The sequence below is a fragment of the Pseudomonas sp. OIL-1 genome, assembly GCF_010669185.1.
GTDB lineage: Bacteria > Pseudomonadota > Gammaproteobacteria > Pseudomonadales > Pseudomonadaceae > Halopseudomonas > Halopseudomonas profundi.
In genome coordinates this window covers 2,276,549-2,294,817 of record NZ_CP048629.1, presented here as the reverse complement: position 1 = coordinate 2,294,817, position 18,269 = coordinate 2,276,549, and the positions used below count along the sequence as shown (strand labels likewise).

15 protein-coding genes are annotated in these 18,269 nt (G+C 59.1%); 14 read left to right on the top strand and 1 reads right to left on the bottom strand.

Annotation, left to right across the window (positions count from 1 at the left end):
- Window positions 1–8: 8 nt before the first annotated feature.
- The gene (locus tag G3M63_RS10715; protein ID WP_150300497.1) at window positions 9–416 is read left to right on the top strand and encodes a phosphate ABC transporter substrate-binding protein; all 408 of its coding nucleotides are present in this window, start codon (window positions 9–11) and stop codon (window positions 414–416) included.
- A 168-nt stretch (window positions 417–584) separates the two neighbouring features.
- Here G3M63_RS10715 and G3M63_RS10710 read toward each other — a convergent pair whose 3' ends face one another.
- Window positions 585–2,234 (bottom strand): methyl-accepting chemotaxis protein, encoded by a 1,650-nt coding sequence (locus G3M63_RS10710; protein WP_150300498.1) that lies wholly within the window; start codon window positions 2,232–2,234, stop codon window positions 585–587.
- Between the two features lie 200 nt (window positions 2,235–2,434).
- On the opposite strand from G3M63_RS10710, the gene G3M63_RS10705 reads away from it, so the two are divergent.
- The 13 genes from G3M63_RS10705 (at window position 2,435) to G3M63_RS10645 (ending at window position 18,264) form a co-directional block, all read left to right on the top strand.
- A complete protein-coding gene (locus G3M63_RS10705; protein ID WP_150300499.1) occupies window positions 2,435–3,712 on the top strand; it encodes an MFS transporter in 1,278 nt (425 codons plus the stop codon).
- A gap of 23 nt (window positions 3,713–3,735) precedes the next feature.
- A complete protein-coding gene (locus G3M63_RS10700; RefSeq protein WP_150300500.1) occupies window positions 3,736–4,056 on the top strand; it encodes a 2Fe-2S iron-sulfur cluster-binding protein in 321 nt (106 codons plus the stop codon).
- Between the two features lie 15 nt (window positions 4,057–4,071).
- Complete coding sequence (locus G3M63_RS10695) at window positions 4,072–5,307, top strand: NAD(P)/FAD-dependent oxidoreductase (protein ID WP_150300501.1); 1,236 nt, start codon at window positions 4,072–4,074, stop codon at window positions 5,305–5,307.
- Window positions 5,308–5,432: 125 nt separating this feature from the next.
- Entirely contained in the window at window positions 5,433–6,671 is a 1,239-nt protein-coding gene (locus tag G3M63_RS10690; RefSeq protein WP_150300502.1) for a multidrug effflux MFS transporter, read from the top strand.
- A gap of 35 nt (window positions 6,672–6,706) precedes the next feature.
- Complete coding sequence (locus tag G3M63_RS10685; protein WP_150300503.1) at window positions 6,707–8,947, top strand: CoA transferase; 2,241 nt, start codon at window positions 6,707–6,709, stop codon at window positions 8,945–8,947.
- Between the two features lie 135 nt (window positions 8,948–9,082).
- Window positions 9,083–9,820 (top strand): SDR family NAD(P)-dependent oxidoreductase, encoded by a 738-nt coding sequence (locus G3M63_RS10680; protein ID WP_163983032.1) that lies wholly within the window; start codon window positions 9,083–9,085, stop codon window positions 9,818–9,820.
- Between the two features lie 28 nt (window positions 9,821–9,848).
- Window positions 9,849–11,150 carry an acyl-CoA dehydrogenase family protein gene (locus tag G3M63_RS10675; RefSeq protein WP_150300505.1) on the top strand — a complete coding sequence of 434 codons (1,302 nt, stop codon included), beginning with the start codon at window positions 9,849–9,851 and terminating at the stop codon, window positions 11,148–11,150.
- Window positions 11,147–12,199, top strand: a complete 1,053-nt coding sequence (locus G3M63_RS10670; protein WP_223825013.1) for a phosphotransferase family protein — start codon at window positions 11,147–11,149, stop codon at window positions 12,197–12,199. The genes G3M63_RS10675 and G3M63_RS10670 overlap by 4 nt, the downstream gene beginning before the upstream one ends.
- A gap of 56 nt (window positions 12,200–12,255) precedes the next feature.
- A complete protein-coding gene (locus G3M63_RS10665) occupies window positions 12,256–13,014 on the top strand; it encodes an SDR family NAD(P)-dependent oxidoreductase (protein WP_150300506.1) in 759 nt (252 codons plus the stop codon).
- Window positions 13,015–13,635: 621 nt separating this feature from the next.
- Entirely contained in the window at window positions 13,636–15,000 is a 1,365-nt protein-coding gene (locus tag G3M63_RS10660; RefSeq protein WP_150300507.1) for a DUF1329 domain-containing protein, read from the top strand.
- Between the two features lie 35 nt (window positions 15,001–15,035).
- A complete protein-coding gene (locus G3M63_RS10655; protein WP_150300508.1) occupies window positions 15,036–16,067 on the top strand; it encodes a hypothetical protein in 1,032 nt (343 codons plus the stop codon).
- Window positions 16,068–16,130: 63 nt separating this feature from the next.
- The gene (locus G3M63_RS10650) at window positions 16,131–16,919 is read left to right on the top strand and encodes an SDR family NAD(P)-dependent oxidoreductase (RefSeq protein WP_150300509.1); all 789 of its coding nucleotides are present in this window, start codon (window positions 16,131–16,133) and stop codon (window positions 16,917–16,919) included.
- Window positions 16,920–16,980: 61 nt separating this feature from the next.
- A complete protein-coding gene (locus G3M63_RS10645; protein WP_163983030.1) occupies window positions 16,981–18,264 on the top strand; it encodes an MFS transporter in 1,284 nt (427 codons plus the stop codon).
- Window positions 18,265–18,269: the final 5 nt, after the last annotated feature.

Below are 18,269 nucleotides of genomic sequence, written 5' to 3'. Positions count from 1 at the left end.
GAAGTAGAATGAATCTTTTCATGCACAGAACGTTCGCCATCGCCATGCTGAGTCTGACCGCAACGCTGGTGCAGGCCGAGGTGGCCGTCATCGTTAACCCAAGCGCCGCCAACACGCCTTCCCAGGCTGAAGTGGCCAACATTTTTCTGGGCAAGGACAAGTCGCTGTCAGGTGTCGACCAGAAAGACTGGAACCCGACCAAGGACAAGTTCTACACATCGGTAGCCAACAAGAACGAGTCGCAGCTCAAATCGTATTGGTCTGGCTTGATCTTTACCGGCAAAGGCCAGCCGCTTCCCAGCGTCGGTGACGACACCGCCGTGCTGGCAAAGGTAGCGGCGGAAGCCGACGCCATCGGCTATGTGAACAGTTCAGTAGTGACCGATCAGGTCAAGGTGCTTTTCACCCTGCCGTAACGCCGACCCAGGCGAGGGAGTCGAGAACGCGCAACGCCCGCTCTCGACTCCGTCGCCATGGGCGAAAGCATGGGAGGGCAGCGCCAGCAGAACCAAAGCGACGAACAGCGATAACAAGGCACGACAAACGTGATGCATGCCCCCCCTGAAGCTGGCAATACCGTTTTTTCACGTCCGGAAATGGCTGACCGACATTTTTAACTCCCCGGCCAGTTCCCGTAGAGACCCTACCGCCGACGTGACCTGATGTGAAACCATGTCGCCCTCCTCCGCCATTTTGGCGATGCGTTCGATACCCAGCGAAATATCTTTCCCGCCCTCATTCTGAACCTGCACGGCCGACGCGATTTCGCTTACGCCCGAGGTCGATGCACCCACCAGCCTGGCAGCTTCGGACAACACGCTTACGAGCTCCTCAAGCAGCTTCTGGCTGCTGTCCAGCGCGGCAGCCCCTTCATCAAGCACACTGGCAACGCTGTTGGACTGGCTTTCCAGCCCGTGCGTCAGGTCGTTGATCGAATTGGCCGCCGTGGCGGAGCGCTGGGCGAGGTTGCGCACTTCATCAGCGACCACGCTGAATCCGCGGCCGCTTTCGCCTGCGCGGGCAGCTTCGATAGCGGCGTTGAGGGCCAACAGATTGGTTTGTGCTGAAAGTTCCTTTACCTGGTTGATGCTGGCGGCGATGGCGGTGGTGCTGGCGACGAAATCACCGACTGAGGCAGTAATTGCGGAAAAGGCATCGCGCACGCGGCATATTTCGTCCAGCAGTCTGGTCAATGCGGACTGACCGGCCTGGGCCCCCCGCAAGCTGTCTTCCGCCGAGGAACGCAGCGCGTCCGCATGGGTGGAAATGGAGGCAATACCGCCGCTCATCTGCTCGACCGTAGTCGCCGCCTGGGTCGCTGCACTGGCTTGCTCATTAGCCCCTTGCGCCACCTGATTGGAGGTAGCCACCAACTCATCGGCGGACGCGCCAACCGAGCCGGCTACCCGGGTTACCTGTCGCACAGCCGACTGCAAGCTATCTATAAGCACGTTAAAGGCGATTGCAGTCTGGGCAATTTCATCTCGTCCGATCACCTGCACCCGATGGGTCAGATCGCCATCGCGCAGCTTCACCGCAGCCTGCTCAATCGCCTTTATCGACCTGAGTATCTGATGTCGCATCAGCAAACCTACAATCAAGCCTAACGCGATGGCTACAAAGACGGCGATTACCAACGCTTCGGTTACCGACGTGGCGGTCTCGTTGGCCCCCTCAAAGGACACACCGGACAGTTCCTGTTGCAGTGTCATGAACTGCGCCAGCAACCCGAGCACACGGTTATATTCAGCACGCACGTATCCCAGCTGCGAGGGTGCCATATAGGGGTTGGTTAGCGCGGCTTCAGCCAGATCATCCACCCCTTGGGCGAATGCCTTGGCCTGTTCGCCGAAGGTCTGGAAGGTCTGTCGTTCCTCCTCGCTCAGATCGGCGGTATGGGCCAGCCCTGCCTCGATACCTGCCAGCATATCCCGCACACTGGCCTGCATATCCTCCACGTAGAACTGCATGTCTTCCTTGGATACTTTGCCCTCGGCTTGAATAAGCTGCACTACTGCGGCGTAGGATCCGACCATTGCGGCTTGTGATGCCGATGAGATTTCCAGCGCTCGCTGATACTGACTGAAGCGGACCTGCTCAATCTGGTGAAGCACGGTCTGCTGGCGATTCAACCCGTAATAGGCTACCGCTGACACGACGGCCAGCAGGAGCACGATGAGCGCAGGAGCAAACATGAGCTTTGCACCCATGGAAAAACGGCTGAGCCATGGCATAGTTATCCCTCGTCTTTTTTATTGTTGTCGTGTGCATGGAACAGTCCCTTGGTCTGGACAATCCTGTCCCCATGCAATATTCTGACTTCAGTATATAGTTCTGAATCCAGAAATTGAAACCGCTCTTGCAAAGGTTAACCTCAAGGGGAATGACTGCAGCGTTCAAACTGGTGATATAAAAACAATGAAGGACATTGCACATGAATGTTTCAGTCAATAACGCCTCCATCGACTTTTCAGAGTTTCGAACCAGTTGGCGAGTACTGATCCTGGCACTGTTAGGTATAGGCATCAGTATTAATTCCTCATTGCTCTACGGCTTCGGAACGCTGGTTGTTCCTCTGGAAGAAGCCTTTGGCTGGAGCAGAAGTGCCCTGCAGGTAGCCGTTACCTTCCTGTTCGTGGGCGCGGTCATCTCGCTGCAGTTGGTAGGCTGGTTCAATTTGCGTTTCGGCATCAAGAAAGTAACCGTAGTCTCCATGTCATTGACGGTGCTGGGTTACCTGGGGGCCACGCAGATCGGCGGGTCGGTCTGGAGCCTTTATCTGGCATTCACGATCATTCCAATATTGAGCATTGGCAACCTGGCGGTCAGCTGGACGCAGTTACTCAACATGTGGTTTGAGAAGAATCGCGGCCTGGCATTGGCCATTGGCCTGTCCGGAACCGGCTTGGCCGCCGCGACCATCCCGCCGTTGCTTTCCTGGGGCATTGGCATTTGGGGCTGGCAATCGGCGTTTATCATACTGGCCATGCTCAACCTGTTTCTGCTGTTGCCCCTGACCATCTGGTGGTTTTCGGTACCCAAGCCCAAGAGCCATGCCAGCGAAGCTAGCAAGCAGGCTGCCCAGCGCAGCATCGCCGGCATGACGTTCAAGGAAGGTTTCACCTCGAAAAAATTCTGGATCTGCAATATCGCCCTGGTACTGGTAATTTCGGTAGTTATCGGCATGGTTACCAATACCGTACCAATTTTGCGCGACATGGGACTGTCTGCGGAAGAAGCCGGTCTGATTTTCGGTGGCTTTGGCATTTCACTGGTTTTTGGCCGGATTCTGGTCGGTTATCTACTGGATCGCGTCTGGCCTCCAGGCATATCGGCCCTCAGTCTAGCCATGCCAGCCCTTGGCTGCGTCATTCTGCTCAGTGGCACCACCGACTTTACCCTGCTCCTGCTGGCAGCGATTTCGTTTGGCTTTGGTGCAGGCGCCGAGTTTGATATTGCCGCCTTTCTAATTGCGCGCTATTTCGGGCTGAAAGAATACGGTCGCCTGTTCGGATTCCACATCGGCCTGCTGACCGCCACCTCGGCCGCCTCACCTTTGCTGTTTGCAGCATTCCTGAGCCAGACAGGCTCCTACACGGCCATGCTTATCTATTGCGCGGTCTGCTCCATCGTAGGGCCGTTAATGCTCCTCACGCTGGGCCGGCCTCCTGTATTTGAAGTATCCCCACCCATGAAGGCTGCAGTGGCCTAAATCTGTTCACGGAGACGTTTACAATGCCAACAATTACGCTTATCGAACACAACGGTACCCAGCACTCAGTCATGGGTGAGGTCGGCCAATCCGTTATGCAAGCTGCCATGAACGCCATGGTGCCGGGCATTCAAGCCGATTGCGGCGGCGCTTGCAGCTGCGCCACCTGTCACGCCTTCGTTGAGGACGCCTGGACGGGCGTCGTCCCGGCGGCAGAGGACGCTGAGCTGGACATGCTGGAGTTCGCCAACGAACGCCAGGAAACCAGCCGCCTGACCTGCCAGTTGACCATTCAGGAAAATATGGACGGCATGGTGCTGCGTTTGCCTGAGTCCCAGTACTGAGCCCCAGGAGCAGATATGACGCTTTCGTCAGTTGTAATTGTCGGTGCCGGCCAAGCCGGATTTCAGGTCGCTGCGTCGCTGCGCCAAGGCGGATTCGCCGGAAGGATTTCCCTGGTGGGAGATGAGCCTGGCCTGCCTTATCAGCGTCCGCCCTTGTCCAAGGCGTACCTGCTTGGCAAGATCAAGGCAGAGAATCTGGTCTTCCGGCCCGCTGCGTTTTTTGATCAACAGCAGATCGAACTGATTCACGATAAAGCGGTGATCATTGATCGCCAGAATCAGCGAGTGGTACTGGAAAGCGAAAAGGCACTGGAATATGACCATCTGGTTCTGGCAACCGGCGCCCACAACCGGCCGCTTTCGATCCCGGGGGAACACCTCGAAGGCGTGTTCGGTATCAAAACCCTCGCGGATGCCGACGCATTGGCGCCCAGGGCCAAGGACGCCAAGAATGTAGTAGTGATCGGCTGCGGGTTTATCGGACTGGAGTTCGCCGCGGTAGCCGCGGCGCAAGGCGCCAGCGTGCAGGTGATCGACCGCGGTGACCGTCTCATGGCCAGAGCGATTTCTCCGCAGATGTCCGACTTGTTCCTCAAGGCGCACGAGTCCTGGGGCGTCAAATTTCACTTCAGCCAGGCGGTCGATCAGATCATGGGGAAAGACGGCAAGGCCGTCGGCGTCGAAAAGGTTAACGGCGACGTCATCCCTGCCGATCTGGTGGTGTACGGTATCGGCGTTATTCCGAATATTACTCTGGCCACCGAAGCTGGATTGGAAATAGAAAACGGTATCAAGGTCGACGCTGATCTCTTGACCAATGACCCGCATATTTCCGCCATTGGCGACGTAGCCTGTTTTCCCTGTGTTCACAATCATGGCGAGCATACCCGTATCGAGTCGGTTCCAAACGCCATGGACCAGGCGAGAGCGGTATCGGCAAGGCTGCTGGGTAAAGCCGCGCCGTTTGCCGCGACGCCCTGGTTCTGGACCGATCAGGGCAATCTGAAACTGCAGATTGTCGGTCTGTCCACCGGATACGACAGTACCGTGACCCTGGGATCGATGGAGTCGAACCAGTTCTCCGTGCTGTGCTTTCGCAGGGATCACCTGGTCGCTGTCGAATCGTGCAACCGCCCGGGTGATCATCTTGCCGGCAAGAAACTCCTGTCCCGTCCTCCTGAACTAACCCAGCGTGAAGCCAAGGAACCTGATTTCGACTTGAAAGCCTGGGAAGTCGCTCACCGCAGTTAACCGCTTGGTCGTGGTGGCCCCTGATACCCGCGAGGGTTGAAGGGGTTTTTAACGTAGCTCCGTTGGTATTCCGAGCGCGCTGGCCCTGCATACATCTCTGAACCACTGCGCTGGAGTTGCCATCAATGAGTGACACAGAAAAGACGCCATTTTTCCCTGGCTGGCTGTTCCTGCTTGCCATGTTGACGGCACTTTCCCCGCTGTCAGTCGATCTGTATCTACCCGCTTTTCCTTCAATAGGGCAGAGTCTCGGCGTCGAGTCGTCGGATGTGCAGATTACCCTGGCCATCTTTCTGCTGGGCATGTCGCTGGGACAACTGCTATACGGCCCTCTCAGTGACCGATACGGGCGCAAGCCCCCATTGTATGTCGGGCTCGCACTTTACATAGCTGCCTCCCTCGGTTGCATGCTGGCAAACGACCTGACAACGCTCACCGCTTCACGGTTTCTCCAGGCTCTGGGGGGCAGCGCCGGCGTGGTCATTTGCCGAGCCGTTATCCGCGACCGTACCACCACCGCGCAGGCCGCCTGGGCGTTCTCCATGTTGATGCTGGCACTGGGACTGGCGCCGATTCTGGCGCCCATGGTGGGCGGCCTGCTGTTGATGGTAATGGGATGGCGTGGGATTTTCGCGGTGCTCGCCGGCGTCGGCCTGGTGCTGCTGTTGAGCATGCATTTCAGCATGCGTGAAACGCTCTCCCGGCACACCTCCGAGCGTCTGGGCGTTCGCGGTACCTTTCGCCGTTACGGCAGCCTGCTAGGAAACGGCCAGTTCATGATGTATGTGCTGATCGGCGCTCTGCCCTTTGGCGGCATGTTCGCCTATATCGCCGGCTCCCCCTATGTGATCATCGAACTGTATGGCGTGCCTGCAGAGCACTTCGGCTGGTTTTTCGGGATCAATGCGTTCGGCATGATTGCCGGCTCGCAATTCAATGCACGGCTGGTCGCCCGCTTCGGGCCCGCCACCATGTTGAAGTACGTCATTCGGGTCCCGGTGGTCGCGGCGCTCACCGGGCTTGTCGCGACTCTGTTGGACGTTGCCTCCCTGCCCTTGCTCATGATCTGCTTTTTTGTCTACATGACCTCGATGGGCCTGCTCACCCCCAACGCAGTCGCCCTCGCCATGGCCAATGAAGGGCATCGTGCCGGCTCCGCCTCGGCCATCATGGGATCTATCCAATTTCTCTTGGGTACCTGCGGGGCAGCGGCGGTGAGTATCTGGACCATGCCCAGCGCCGTTCCGTTGACCGGCGTCATGTTGTTGCTGTCGGGTGGCAGCCTGCTGATCCATCAGTTCGGTCATCGACGCGACATTCTCATTCGGCACGGCTCGGACATCGAACAACCTACCCAGCAATAGCTGCACCGGACAAAACAAGATACTCAGAGGTGCTTATGAGTGAGTCAACGTTGCACGGCCTGCGTGTCGTCAGCCTGGGTTCAGGCATTGCGAGCGCTGCGGCGGGTTTGCACCTGTGCGAAGCAGGCGCCGAGGTGATTCTGGTCGAGCCGCCCGGCAATCCGGCGCGGAGACAGGAGGCGCTATTTGCGGTGCTCAATCGGGGCAAGAGCAGTGTCACGCTGGATATCGACGTGCCGGACGGGCAGCAGCAACTCGAACAGCTGCTGGCCGTCGCCGACGTGTTCATCCACGAATTCACTCCCAAACAGGCCGCGACGCTGGGGCTTGACGATGTACAGCTGGCGGAGCGCTTTCCTGGCCTGATCGTTTCAGCCATCACGGGCTGGCCAAAGAAGCATCCATTGGCCGAAGCAATGCCACGTGAAACCCTGGTGCTGGCACGCCTGGGCCTGCTCGACGAACAGCCGGGCCACCGCGCTGGGCCGGTATTCGTGCGCATGCCCTTTGCCAACTGGCTGGCAAGCTGGCTGTGTGTGGTGGGCGTGATGGCGCGGTTGATCGCCCGTGATCGTGATGGACATGGCGGCGCGGCGCACACCAGTCTGGCCCAGGCCGCGCTGGTTCCGATGACCATGCACTGGAGCCGCGCGCAAACGCCGACACCGGTGTTTGCCAAGGGATTGGACAAGCACATCCCGATCCCGCTGCACCAGTGCGCCGATGGTCGCTGGATTCACGTGCATTACTCGCCGGATAAATCGCCGTGGATGGACAGCGCCATGGCTGAGCTGGGCGAGGCGGAAGTCGCTCGGCTCAATGCACAGTGGCCGCCAAGCCATGTGGCGCCGAATTTCGGGGCCAACCGGGCCATCATCGCCATGCGGCCCGCTCAGGATTGGGTCGAGCATTTCTGGCAGCACGATGTTTCCGCGCAGATTGCCGCGCCGTTCGGTGACATCTATTTCGACGAGCAGGCGCGGCTGAATGGCTATGTCGTTGAAGTGGATGACGCCACGCTCGGCAAGACGCTGCAACCGGGGCCAGCCTGGAAGATCACACCGCCGGCACGCATAGGTCGTTCCGCACCTCAGCCTGGAGCGGACAACGGCGCCGGCTTCAAGACTTCACCAAAGCGGCGTTTGATTCCGGGCACGGCGCGTCAGGGCGAGCCGTTGCCACCCTTGCATGACCTCAAGGTGCTCGATCTGGGCGCCTATCTGGCCGGACCGTTCGCCTGCATGATGCTGGCCGATCTGGGCGCAGAGGTCATCAAGGTCGAAGCCCCAGCCGGCGATGCCATGCGTCGGCTGGAACGCATTTTCAGTGGCACTCAGCGCGGCAAGCTCGGCGTCGCGCTCAAACTTGGCGATGAGCTAAGTCAGCCGGCGGTCGAGGCGCTGGTACGTTGGGCCGATGTGGTCCATCACAACATGCGCTTGCCGGCAGCGCGCAAGCTGAAGGTCGATTACGACTGCCTCAAGCTGATCAATCCGCAACTTCTCTACTGCCACGTCAGTGCTTATGGACCCACCGGGCCACGTGCGGATTGGCCCGGCTTCGACCAGCTGATGCAGGCCTCCTGCGGCTGGGAAGTAGAACAGGGCGGTGCCGGCCAGCCGCCGATGTGGCTGCGTTTCGGCGTTGGTGATTTCTTTGCGGGGCTTTCTTCGCTGTACGTTCTGCTATTGGGTCTTTACCAGCGGGCGCGGACCGGCGAAGGGCAAATGGTGAACGCGTCGTTACTTGGCGCTACGTTGCTCACCATGAGCGAAGCGGTCGTCCGCGAGGACGGTAGCGTCACGCCGATAGCGCACCTGGACGCCACCCAGACTGGCCTGTGCGACACGCACCGGCTGTATTGTTGTAGTGACGGCTGGGTCGCCGTGGCGGCGCTGGCGCCCGAAGAAGCGCAGCGTTTCCACGGGCTAGTCGGCGCTTATCCCGAGGCGCATTTCGCCGCGCAGACCCAGACCGATGCGCTGTTATCCTTGAGCGCGCACGATGTGCCCGCCGAAGCCGTTCTTGAGGCGCAGCTCGACCCCTTTCTCGACAACCCTGACCACGCCGCGGCTGGCTTGCATACCCGTTATCGACATGCGGTGTACGGCGAACTGCAACAGATTGGCGCGTTCTGGGATTTCGGTGATCTGCCATTGTCGCTGGATCGCCCGCCACCGGCCCTCGGCCAGCACAGCCGCGAGGTGCTCGGCGGGCTTGGTATCGGCGATATTGAGTTGGACCGACTGGCTGCGGCCGGCGTTGTTCGGCTGTGAAACCTTGTACGCATCCCATCGAACCTTGCTGGCGGGTGGCACTGCGACCCGCTCCCTCTGAATCGACGCCGGAACCCAATGCAGTCAAACGGTTGCGCGTTGAGAAGCGAATAAAAACAAACAAGGAAAAACGCCATGAACGAATTGGATTTCAGCGGCAAGACGGTGCTGGTAGTCGGTGGCTCCAGCGGCATCGGTAACGGCATCGCGCAGAGCTTTCGCCAGCGCGGCGCGGAGGTGCATGTTTGGGGGACCCGCCCGAGCGCACAGGATTACGCTGACTCGGTGGATTCGCGCCTCGAAGGACTGCACTACGCGCAGACCGATGTCTCCGACGCTGACGTGATCGAGGCTGCGGTCGTGCCGTTCACTCGGCTTGATGTGTTAGTTCAGGCGCAAGGTACGGTGCTCTACGATCGTCAGGAATTTCTCACTGAAGGCTTCAAGAAAGTATTGGATATAAACCTCACAAGCCTGATGGTCTGCGCGCAGAAGTTTTTCGAGCTGCTCAAGGAATCACGTGGCGCGATGATTACGGTCAGCTCGGCGGCGGCCTTCCATTCGACCCGAGGCAATCCGGCCTACAACGCCTCCAAGACCGGGGCCTTTGGCCTGACCCGCACGCTTGGTGAGGCCTGGGCGCGCGATGGCATCCGGGTCAATGGCATCGCTCCGGGCCTGGTGGAGACCAAACTCACCCGCGTCACCACTGAAAACCCCAAACGCCTCGAAGGTGCGCTACGTGCAATTCCACTGGGCCGCCTCGGCACCCCACAGGACATGGCCAACGTTGCGCTGTTCCTGGCTTCGCCGCTGGCTGGCTACATGCTGGGTCAGACCTTGTTGGTCGATGGCGGCATGCTGCTCGCTTGAGCGTCACTCATACTGTTAGGGGCAAGACATGAGCTGGGATTTCGAAACCGATCCGGACTTTCAAACCGAGCTGGACTGGATCGACCGCTTCGTTCGTGAGGAAGTCGAGCCGCTGGAGCATGTACTGGGCAGCCCTTGGAACATTCATGATCCGCTATTCAAGCAGCTGGTGCGTCCACTACAGGCGCAGGTCAGGGCTCGCAGGCTCTGGGCGTGTCATCTTGGTCCTGAGTTGGGCGGGCCAGGTTATGGCCAGGTGCGCCTGGCGCTGATCAATGAAATTCTCGGCCGTGCACTGTTCGCGCCTATTGTTTTCGGCTGCCACGCGCCGGATTCGGGCAATGGCGAAATTCTCGCGCACTACGGTAGCGAAGAGCAGAAACGCAAGTACCTCGAACCCTTGCTCGGCAACGAGATCGTCTCCTGCTTTGCCATGACCGAGCCCCAGGGCGGCGCCGACCCCAGCGTGTTCACCACCGAGGCCGTGCGCGACGGCGACGACTGGCTTATCAGCGGTGAGAAGTGGTTCGGCTCCAATGCACGCTACGCGGCGTTTTTTATTGTCATGGCAGTGACCGACAAGAGCGTTTCGGTGCACAAGGGCACCACCATGTTTATCGTTCCGGCGAATGCGCCGGGCGTGAACATCGTGCGCAACGTCGGTATAGCCGACGATCCGGAGGCCACGCACGCCTACCTGCGTTTCGACAAGGTGCGGGTATCGTCCAGCGACCTGCTCGGCGAGCCCGGCGAAGCCTTCGTCGTCGCCCAAGTGCGACTCGGTGGTGGTCGCGTGCATCACGCCATGCGCGTTATCGGGCAGGCGCAAAGAGCGCTCGATGCATTGTGCGAGCGCGCCCTGTCGCGCACCACCCAGGGCGGCCTGCTGGCCGAAAAGCAGATGGTGCAGGAAAAAATCGCCGACTCCTGGATCGAGCTGGAGCAGTTCCGGTTGCTGGTGATGCGCACCGCCTGGCGCATCGACAAGTACCAGGACTATTTGCGCGTGCGTAAAGACATCGCCGCAGTAAAGGCAGCCATGCCCAAGGTGCTGCATGACATTGCCGCGCGCGCCCTGCATGTACATGGCTCGATCGGCGTGTCTGAGGAGATGCCATTCGCCGGGTACATTCTGCGTTCCTTCCAGATGGGCCTGGCGGACGGCCCGACTGAGGTGCATAAGGTCACCGTGGCCAAGCAATTACTACGGGACTACCAGCCAAGCGACAGTCTCTTTCCCAGCTACCACCGCCCGACCGCGGCGGCGCTGGCACGTGAGAAATATGCCGACGCGCTAGCGACGTTGGAACAAAGCGGAGAGCAGCGGTGAGCAGCCAGGCTGAGTGGCGCGAGCTGGTCGATCTCGACCGTTTGGGCGCCTGGATGGATGAGCGGAAACTTGCGTCCGGACCGCTGGAAAATGCCGTGCGGCTCACCGGCGGCACGCAGAATCTATTGCTGCGCTTTCGTCGGGGCGAACGTGAATTTGTGCTGCGTCGGCCATCGGCGGAATTACGGGAAGTAGGTGGCAAGACCATCGCACGCGAAGCCCGCGTGCTGAAGGCACTGGCGGGCAGCCGGGTGCCGCACGCCGCATTGATCGCGGCCTGCGATGACGAGACTGTCCTCGGTGCGAAGTTCTACCTGATGGAACCCGTGGATGGCTTCAATCCCAATTGCGCAGCCGGTTTGCCGCTGCCCCATGCCGGCGATCGCGACATTCGCCAGCGCATGGGACTGGCCATGGTCGACGCGCTGCTTTGCCTTCATGAGCTGGACTATCGAGCCATCGGTCTCGACGGCTTCGGGCGGCCCGACGGCTTTCATCAACGGCAGGTGGCCCGCTGGCTGCATCAGCTTGAAAGCGTTGCCGGCTACGCCGGTTGGCCGGGCGCAGGCAGCCTTCCTGGGCTCGACCGGCTGGCGCGCTGGCTGAATGACAACTGCCCGCAACGGTTCAGCCCAGGCATCCTGCACGGCGACTATCATCTATCCAATGTGATGTTCAGTCGCAAGGAGCCGAAGCTTAGTGCGATCGTTGACTGGGAGCTTGCTACCGTCGGCGATCCGTTGCTGGATCTTGCCTGGCTGGTGGTGACATGGCCGGACGCCAGCGGCCATGGCGCCGGCACGATCGAGGTACATCCCTGGGAAGGGTTCCCCGCAGTGGACGAGCTGGTGGCGCGCTATGTGGCCGGCAGCTCCCGCAGCTTCGAAGCCTTTACCTGGTATCTGGTGCTCGCGGCTTTCAAGCTTGGCATTTTTCTAGAAGTCAGCTACGCCCGGGCTTGCGCGGGCAAGGCGTCGATGGAACACGGTAGAAAACACCACGCCTCAGCGCTGCGGCTGTTTGAGGGCGCGCTGTCGCGAATCGAATAACCACAATCTCCTATCCAGCAGCGGCAGGCGTCGCTGCACACCATGAGGGCGGCTCCATGCAACTGGCTGGCAAACGCATCATCGTGACAGGCGGCGCGCGCGGCATTGGCGCTGCGATCGTCGCGGCATACATCGCCGAGGGCGCCCATGTCATCAGTCTTGATGTCGACACCTCGCAAGAGCCTGTGATGAGTGAGGGAGGCGGTTGGGCAAAAAGCCGGATCTGTGATATCTCCGATTCCGCGTCGGTGAACGAAGCGTTCGACTTGGCTACCGGTCAGTTGGGCGGGCTGGACGTGCTGGTCAATGCTGCTGGAATAGCGCCCAACGCCACTGCTGATGAAATCACCCTGGATGAGTGGGAACAAGTGTTTGCGGTAAACACCCGCGGCACCTTTCTGACCAACCGCGCGGCCTACGAGCGTATGCGACAAGGTGGCGGGCGGATCATTAATTTTGCCTCAGCCGCTGGAGTGGGCGGGCAGCCTGGCAAAGCGCACTACGCCGCCAGCAAGGGCGCGGTCTTGGCATGGACGCGTACCGTCGCACGCGAGTGGGGTCCGCACGGCATTACCGTTAACGCCATCGCCCCGGCGATATGGACGCCAATGTACGACGCCACCCGCGCCAGCATGAGCGAGACCCAGCTTAAGCAGCACGATGCATTCATGGCCAGTCTGATTCCGCTTGGAGGCCAGCTTGGCGATGCCACGCAGGATCTTGCGCCCGTTCTGGTTTTTCTCGCCGGTGAGGGTTCGCGCTTCGTGACCGGCCAGACCCTGATGATTGACGGTGGAATGTTGATGCTGAGTTGAGATAGGGACCGGGCCGCTAGTTGCCACGGAGCGGCTTTGACGTTCAGCGGCATGGTGTATTTTCATCTCATAACCCCTCTCAGAAGGGGTTTTGTTTTACTTGGAGTAAAACGATTCATTCAGCCTTCCTGGCGCATCGTCCATCGCCCCAAAAAAAACACACATGGTGCTCGCCACCTCCCACCGTGCTTGACCTACAACAACTATCAGCCACCGCCTGAATAACCCTCATGCTAATTTCCAACATAATTCTTCGGTTAGAACTAGATTCTCTATCGTAGATTTATTCGAATTGCTCTGCTAGGTTCAATGCATGGCCAAGGCGCGTGCATATAGCGCTCGTCAATTTAGTTTCAATAACAAAAACAAAAGGTTGCCTTCGATGAACCATCCAGAATGGCCTTGCATGGCCAGCTCACATCCTCGCGTTGTCATGTATCGATTGCCGGAAAGCTCAACGCTGGAAGGCATTCGTTTCTGTGATCAGCTCCTTCATACCCTGCAGAACGCTTTTCGAGCGCGCCTGAAAAATGCCCTGCCGTCCAGCTGCAGAGCCACGCTGCTATCCCGGACAGACGTAAAGCTGGGCCATCGTTCAAATAAAAACAATTGGAGAACCATATGAAGCATCGATTGGTGTTACTCGCCGCACTCAGCGGCCTCTCGACATTCTCGCTGGCTGCGGTCAGCCCCGAAGAAGCAGCCAAGCTGGGGGAAAGTCTTACGCCCTGGGGCGCCATCAAAGAAGGCAACAGTGAGGGCACCATCCCTGCGTATACCGGCGGTCTGCGCACGGCGCCCGAAGGTTTCGAGCCCGATTCGGGGTTCTGGGTTGATCCCTATAAGGACGAAGAACCGCTGTTTCGTATCGACTCCAGCAACATGGATCAATACGCCGACAAACTGAGTGCCGGACAAAAGCACCTGTTGCAAACCAATCCGGACTATTACCTCGACATCTTTCCCAGCCACCGTACTGCCGCCTATCCAAAGGAAGTGGTCGAGGCAACCATTCGCAACGCCACCGAGTGTCATACCGAGAAAGACGGGCTGGCTGTGGATACCGCCTGTCGTGGCGGACTACCTTTTCCCATTCCCCAGTCGGGCAACGAAGTGCTATGGAACCAGCAGCTGCGTTACAAGATTGGCTCCGGGTACTCGACCACTGCCTCCTCCAACAGCTGGATCATCGATTCCAACGGCAGCGTTACCAAAGCCGCGGAGCAGCAGACCTTTGAAGAAATGCCCTATTACCAGGTTGACCAGGAAGATCGGAACCCCGACATGTATGCCAGGGTATTTTCCCTCAACCGATACCCAGCCCGCCGGGCAGGCGAGGTAACGGTTCTGGCCGACTACCTCGACCCGATAGAACAACCCCGCAGGGCCTGGAGCTATTCCCCAGGGCAGCGCCGCATCAAGCTGGCCCCGGAATTCGCCTTCGATACACCCGTCGCGAGTCAGGGCGGCGTCACGCTTTTCGATGAACTGCAGATGTTCTCCGGCAGCCAGGAGCGTTTCGATTACAAACTGGTCGGCCGCAAGGAGATGTTCATTCCCTATAACGCTTACGAGTTCTATTTCAATTGTGGCCAGGAGGAGCAGATGCTTGAAAACCATGCGAATCCTGAATGTGAGCGCTGGGAACTGCATCGTGTCTGGGTAGTGGAAGCCACTCTCAAGCCAGACAGCAGACATGTGTATGCCAAGCGCACCTACTATCTGGACGAAGACACCTTCGGTGTCGGCTTGTATGACGCCTGGGACCAGCAGGGGAATCTGTATCGGTCGATGTTCCTGAGCGGCGTTCAACTCTACGACCTGGACATTCCCTACAACGTCAAAAACGTAATCTACGACTTCAACAAGGGAATGTACGGCGTGATCAACGATGGGCTGAAGGGCGGTTACAAGTTTGTTTCCACCCCGCTACCTGAACGGAACATGGCGCCGGAAGCAATCGTATCGCGGCATAGCCAGCGATAACCCACCCCCAGTCACCTAAAAACAATGAGAATGCTATGCGAACTTTTACAACGATTCCTGAACGCGGCGATTTTGGTTATCAGCAGCTGGTTGGCCCCCACAAGGTAACTGGGCCAGCGATGGCCGGTGAACGGGGCTTCTTCGGGCTGCAGTTGAGCAAGAGCTCCCCCTTTGGCTCGGTGCGCGACGAAGAGGGCAACATTTACTCTTTCGTGCGCTCGCTCCTGGCGCCCAACGGCACGCCCAATCCAACCAAGTTCATCTATCAGACCAACCATATTGATGGACAGCATCTACGCATGGATCATGAGCGTATGGCCGCCCAGGCACCCACGCCCATCCCGGTGCAGACGCTGGAAGGCGACACCGTCACCTGGACCAATCAGCCTGACGAGCCCGGCAATTCCTGGAAGATCACCGCGTCCAGCGAAAGGCTCACCTGGAAGGAGGAAGGCCTGTTTGAACTTGAAGGCAAATTGCTTGGGCCCGGATTGCAGTGGTACTTGCCAGGCGTTGAATGGGGCACCTTTTATGTTTCCCAGCTCTGGGATATTTCGGGAACCTGCGAGGGCCGTCCGGTAAAGGGCGCAATGGCCCTGGACCAGTTCTACATGGCCGAAGGCGGCGCCATCCACTTCAAGAAGGACCTGGTGGTAAACAACAAGATGCACGTCATCTGGTGGTCATTCGTGACCATCTACAAGGACGGCACTTGGGACTCGGGCTCATTCATGGTCGGTCACGAACACCTCGGCTATGCCATTTTCATGAATGAAAAAGGCGAAATACGCACGACGACCGATATTGAAGGCGTGGCGGTGCACAAGGACGGCAGCTACTTCCTGGATTCGGCGCGCATCATCCTGGACGGTGAGGAAGAATGGGAATTTGTTCCCGCGCCGAAGGGCGAAATGATCGATTTCGTCGGCGGCTTCCCCATCACTGCCCAGCAGGAAGGGCGCTGGCGTCGAGTTGGCGACGATCGCGAACCAGACCGCTGGCTGGCCTGGGGCGAATCGGACCGTCGCAACGGCACAGCCCGCAACGTGCGCGGCGCTGATCTGTAACGCTGCTTCATGTCTGCCTGCGTTGCAGGCAGCCAACTCGATTCGACACTGCGGGAGCAATACATGAGATTCAAAGACAAGGTCGTTCTGGTGACTGGCGCCGGACGCGGCATGGGCAGAGCCATCGCCCTGGCCTACGCTCAAGAAGGCGCCAAGGTTGTGGTGTCAGCAAGAACCCCGAAATACGGTCATGAAACGGTCGAGCAGATAAACGCGCTGGATCGTGAAGCGGCGCTGGTCGGCGGCGATATAGCCGACCGGGCAGCGATAAGGTCCATGGTAGAGGGTGCCATCGAGCACTTCGGTCAGCTGGATATTGTGGTTCACTGCGCGGCAGATACCGCCCACGGGTTGATCACCGAGATGCCGGACGAGACCTTCGATCACTTGGTACGCAGCAACATCCAGTCCCTGTTCTGGCTGGCCAAGGATGCCGCGCCGCACCTCACCAAGGCGGAGGACAAGGGACGCATCATCTTCATTTCCTCCGGCGAGGCCAACCGCAAGTACACCCCAACGCTGATCCCCTACGGCTCAAGCAAGGCCTTTATGAACGCCTTCGCGCGCGGGCTTGCCGTCGAATTCGGCGCACTGAACATTCTGGTCAACGTGGTCGAACCGGGCCTGATCGGCACCCACCATATGTTGAGCACCCTGGGCGACGAGCTACCCCACTTGCTGGCGGAGCATTTTCCGGTTCCCCGATTGGGGCAATCGGCTGATATCGCTTCCGCAGTGTTGTTCCTGACCTCAAGCGAGGCGGGTTACATCACCGGCACCTCGCTGCTGGTGGATGGCGGAGCCACCATGGTCGCTTTGCCCAAGGTCGAAGAGTTACTTAAAAAATCATAAAAACAATGCTGATTTCATGCGCCGGCTTTCATGCAGGCGCAGGTGCCGCAGGAGTTGCAAAATGTCCGACCATAACCTGTCACGTCAACCAAGGCTGGATCTTACCGAATTCCGCCTGGGCTGGCGGTTTCTGATTCTCGGCGTGTTTGGCGTTGTTACCAGCATGAGTGCGGCCCTGCTCTATGGCTTCGGCACTATGGTTATCCCGCTTCAGGAGGCCTTTGGCTGGAGCCGCGGCGAATTGCAGGCATCCATTACCTTTCTCTTTGCTGGCGTGGCCGTCGCGTCGCAGTTGCTCGGATGGCTGTACGCCCGCTTCGGCTTGCGGCGGGTGGCCATTGTCTCCCTGGTTCTGCAGGTTCTGTGCTACGCCGCCCTGACCCAGCTCAATGGCAATATCGCCTGGCTGTATTTCGCGTTTTTCGCCATGCCGCTGCTTTGCCTGGGAACCATTGCCATCACCTGGACCCAACTCATCAGCCTATGGTACGAGCGCAACCGTGGGCTGGCGCTGGCGATAATCCTGAGCGGGACCGGCGTGGCGGCGTTAATCGTTCCGCCCCTGCTGGCCTGGTGCATGGAACGCTGGGGCTGGCAGGCAGGCTTTGTACTGCTCGCGATCATGCCCCTGGTGACCACGCTCCCCATGGCGCTGCTGTGGCTGCACATCCCGACAGCCGAGCCCCAAAGCATTCAAGGAAAAGCCCGCACGGCCCTTCTGGCGGCGAGCGGATTCAGCTTTGCCGAAGCGCGCAAATCAAGGATCTTCTGGATGTGCAACCTATCGCTCATTCTGTCCGTATCGCTTATCGTCGCCATGGTCACGGTGATGGTGCCTTACCTGCAGGACAAAGGCGTACCAGCACTTACCGCCAGCCAGATCTTCAGTGCCTTCGGCGCATCCATCATTGTCGGGCGGTTGTTTGTTGGGTACCTGCTCGATCATTACTCGCCCATCGTCATTTCCGCCGCTGCGCTGTTCACCCCGGCCATAGGTTGCCTTATCTTGCTGGTAACGGGCCCCGAGTCTACCGCCTTGCTGGTGCTGGCTACTGTCTGCATAGGTTTAAGCGCGGGCGCGGAATTTGATATTGCCGCCTTTCTCATTGCCCGCTATTTCGGCATGAAGGATTATGCGCGCATCTTCGGCTTGCATCTGGGTCTGGTGACTATCGTGGCGGGGATGTCTCCGGCTTTTTTCGGCTACATCCATACCCAGTACGGAAACTACGACCCCGTCATCATGTATTCGCTGGTCGCGGCAATGGTGGCATCCCTGAGCCTGTTGACGCTGCGCTCGGCCAGCGCATTCCAGCCCCAGCCCTATCAACCCGAAATGGCTTGATGACG

Coding starts and splice junctions, on each gene's coding strand:
- G3M63_RS10695 (WP_150300501.1), top strand. CDS start 4,072: ATGACGCTTTCGTCAGTTGTAATTGTCGGTGCCGGCCAAGCCGGATTT.
- G3M63_RS10655 (WP_150300508.1), top strand. CDS start 15,036: ATGCGAACTTTTACAACGATTCCTGAACGCGGCGATTTTGGTTATCAG.
- G3M63_RS10660 (WP_150300507.1), top strand. CDS start 13,636: ATGAAGCATCGATTGGTGTTACTCGCCGCACTCAGCGGCCTCTCGACA.
- G3M63_RS10715 (WP_150300497.1), top strand. CDS start 9: ATGAATCTTTTCATGCACAGAACGTTCGCCATCGCCATGCTGAGTCTG.
- G3M63_RS10710 (WP_150300498.1), bottom strand. CDS start 2,234: ATGCCATGGCTCAGCCGTTTTTCCATGGGTGCAAAGCTCATGTTTGCT.
- G3M63_RS10685 (WP_150300503.1), top strand. CDS start 6,707: ATGAGTGAGTCAACGTTGCACGGCCTGCGTGTCGTCAGCCTGGGTTCA.
- G3M63_RS10690 (WP_150300502.1), top strand. CDS start 5,433: ATGAGTGACACAGAAAAGACGCCATTTTTCCCTGGCTGGCTGTTCCTG.
- G3M63_RS10645 (WP_163983030.1), top strand. CDS start 16,981: ATGTCCGACCATAACCTGTCACGTCAACCAAGGCTGGATCTTACCGAA.
- G3M63_RS10700 (WP_150300500.1), top strand. CDS start 3,736: ATGCCAACAATTACGCTTATCGAACACAACGGTACCCAGCACTCAGTC.
- G3M63_RS10665 (WP_150300506.1), top strand. CDS start 12,256: ATGCAACTGGCTGGCAAACGCATCATCGTGACAGGCGGCGCGCGCGGC.
- G3M63_RS10650 (WP_150300509.1), top strand. CDS start 16,131: ATGAGATTCAAAGACAAGGTCGTTCTGGTGACTGGCGCCGGACGCGGC.
- G3M63_RS10675 (WP_150300505.1), top strand. CDS start 9,849: ATGAGCTGGGATTTCGAAACCGATCCGGACTTTCAAACCGAGCTGGAC.
- G3M63_RS10680 (WP_163983032.1), top strand. CDS start 9,083: ATGAACGAATTGGATTTCAGCGGCAAGACGGTGCTGGTAGTCGGTGGC.
- G3M63_RS10705 (WP_150300499.1), top strand. CDS start 2,435: ATGAATGTTTCAGTCAATAACGCCTCCATCGACTTTTCAGAGTTTCGA.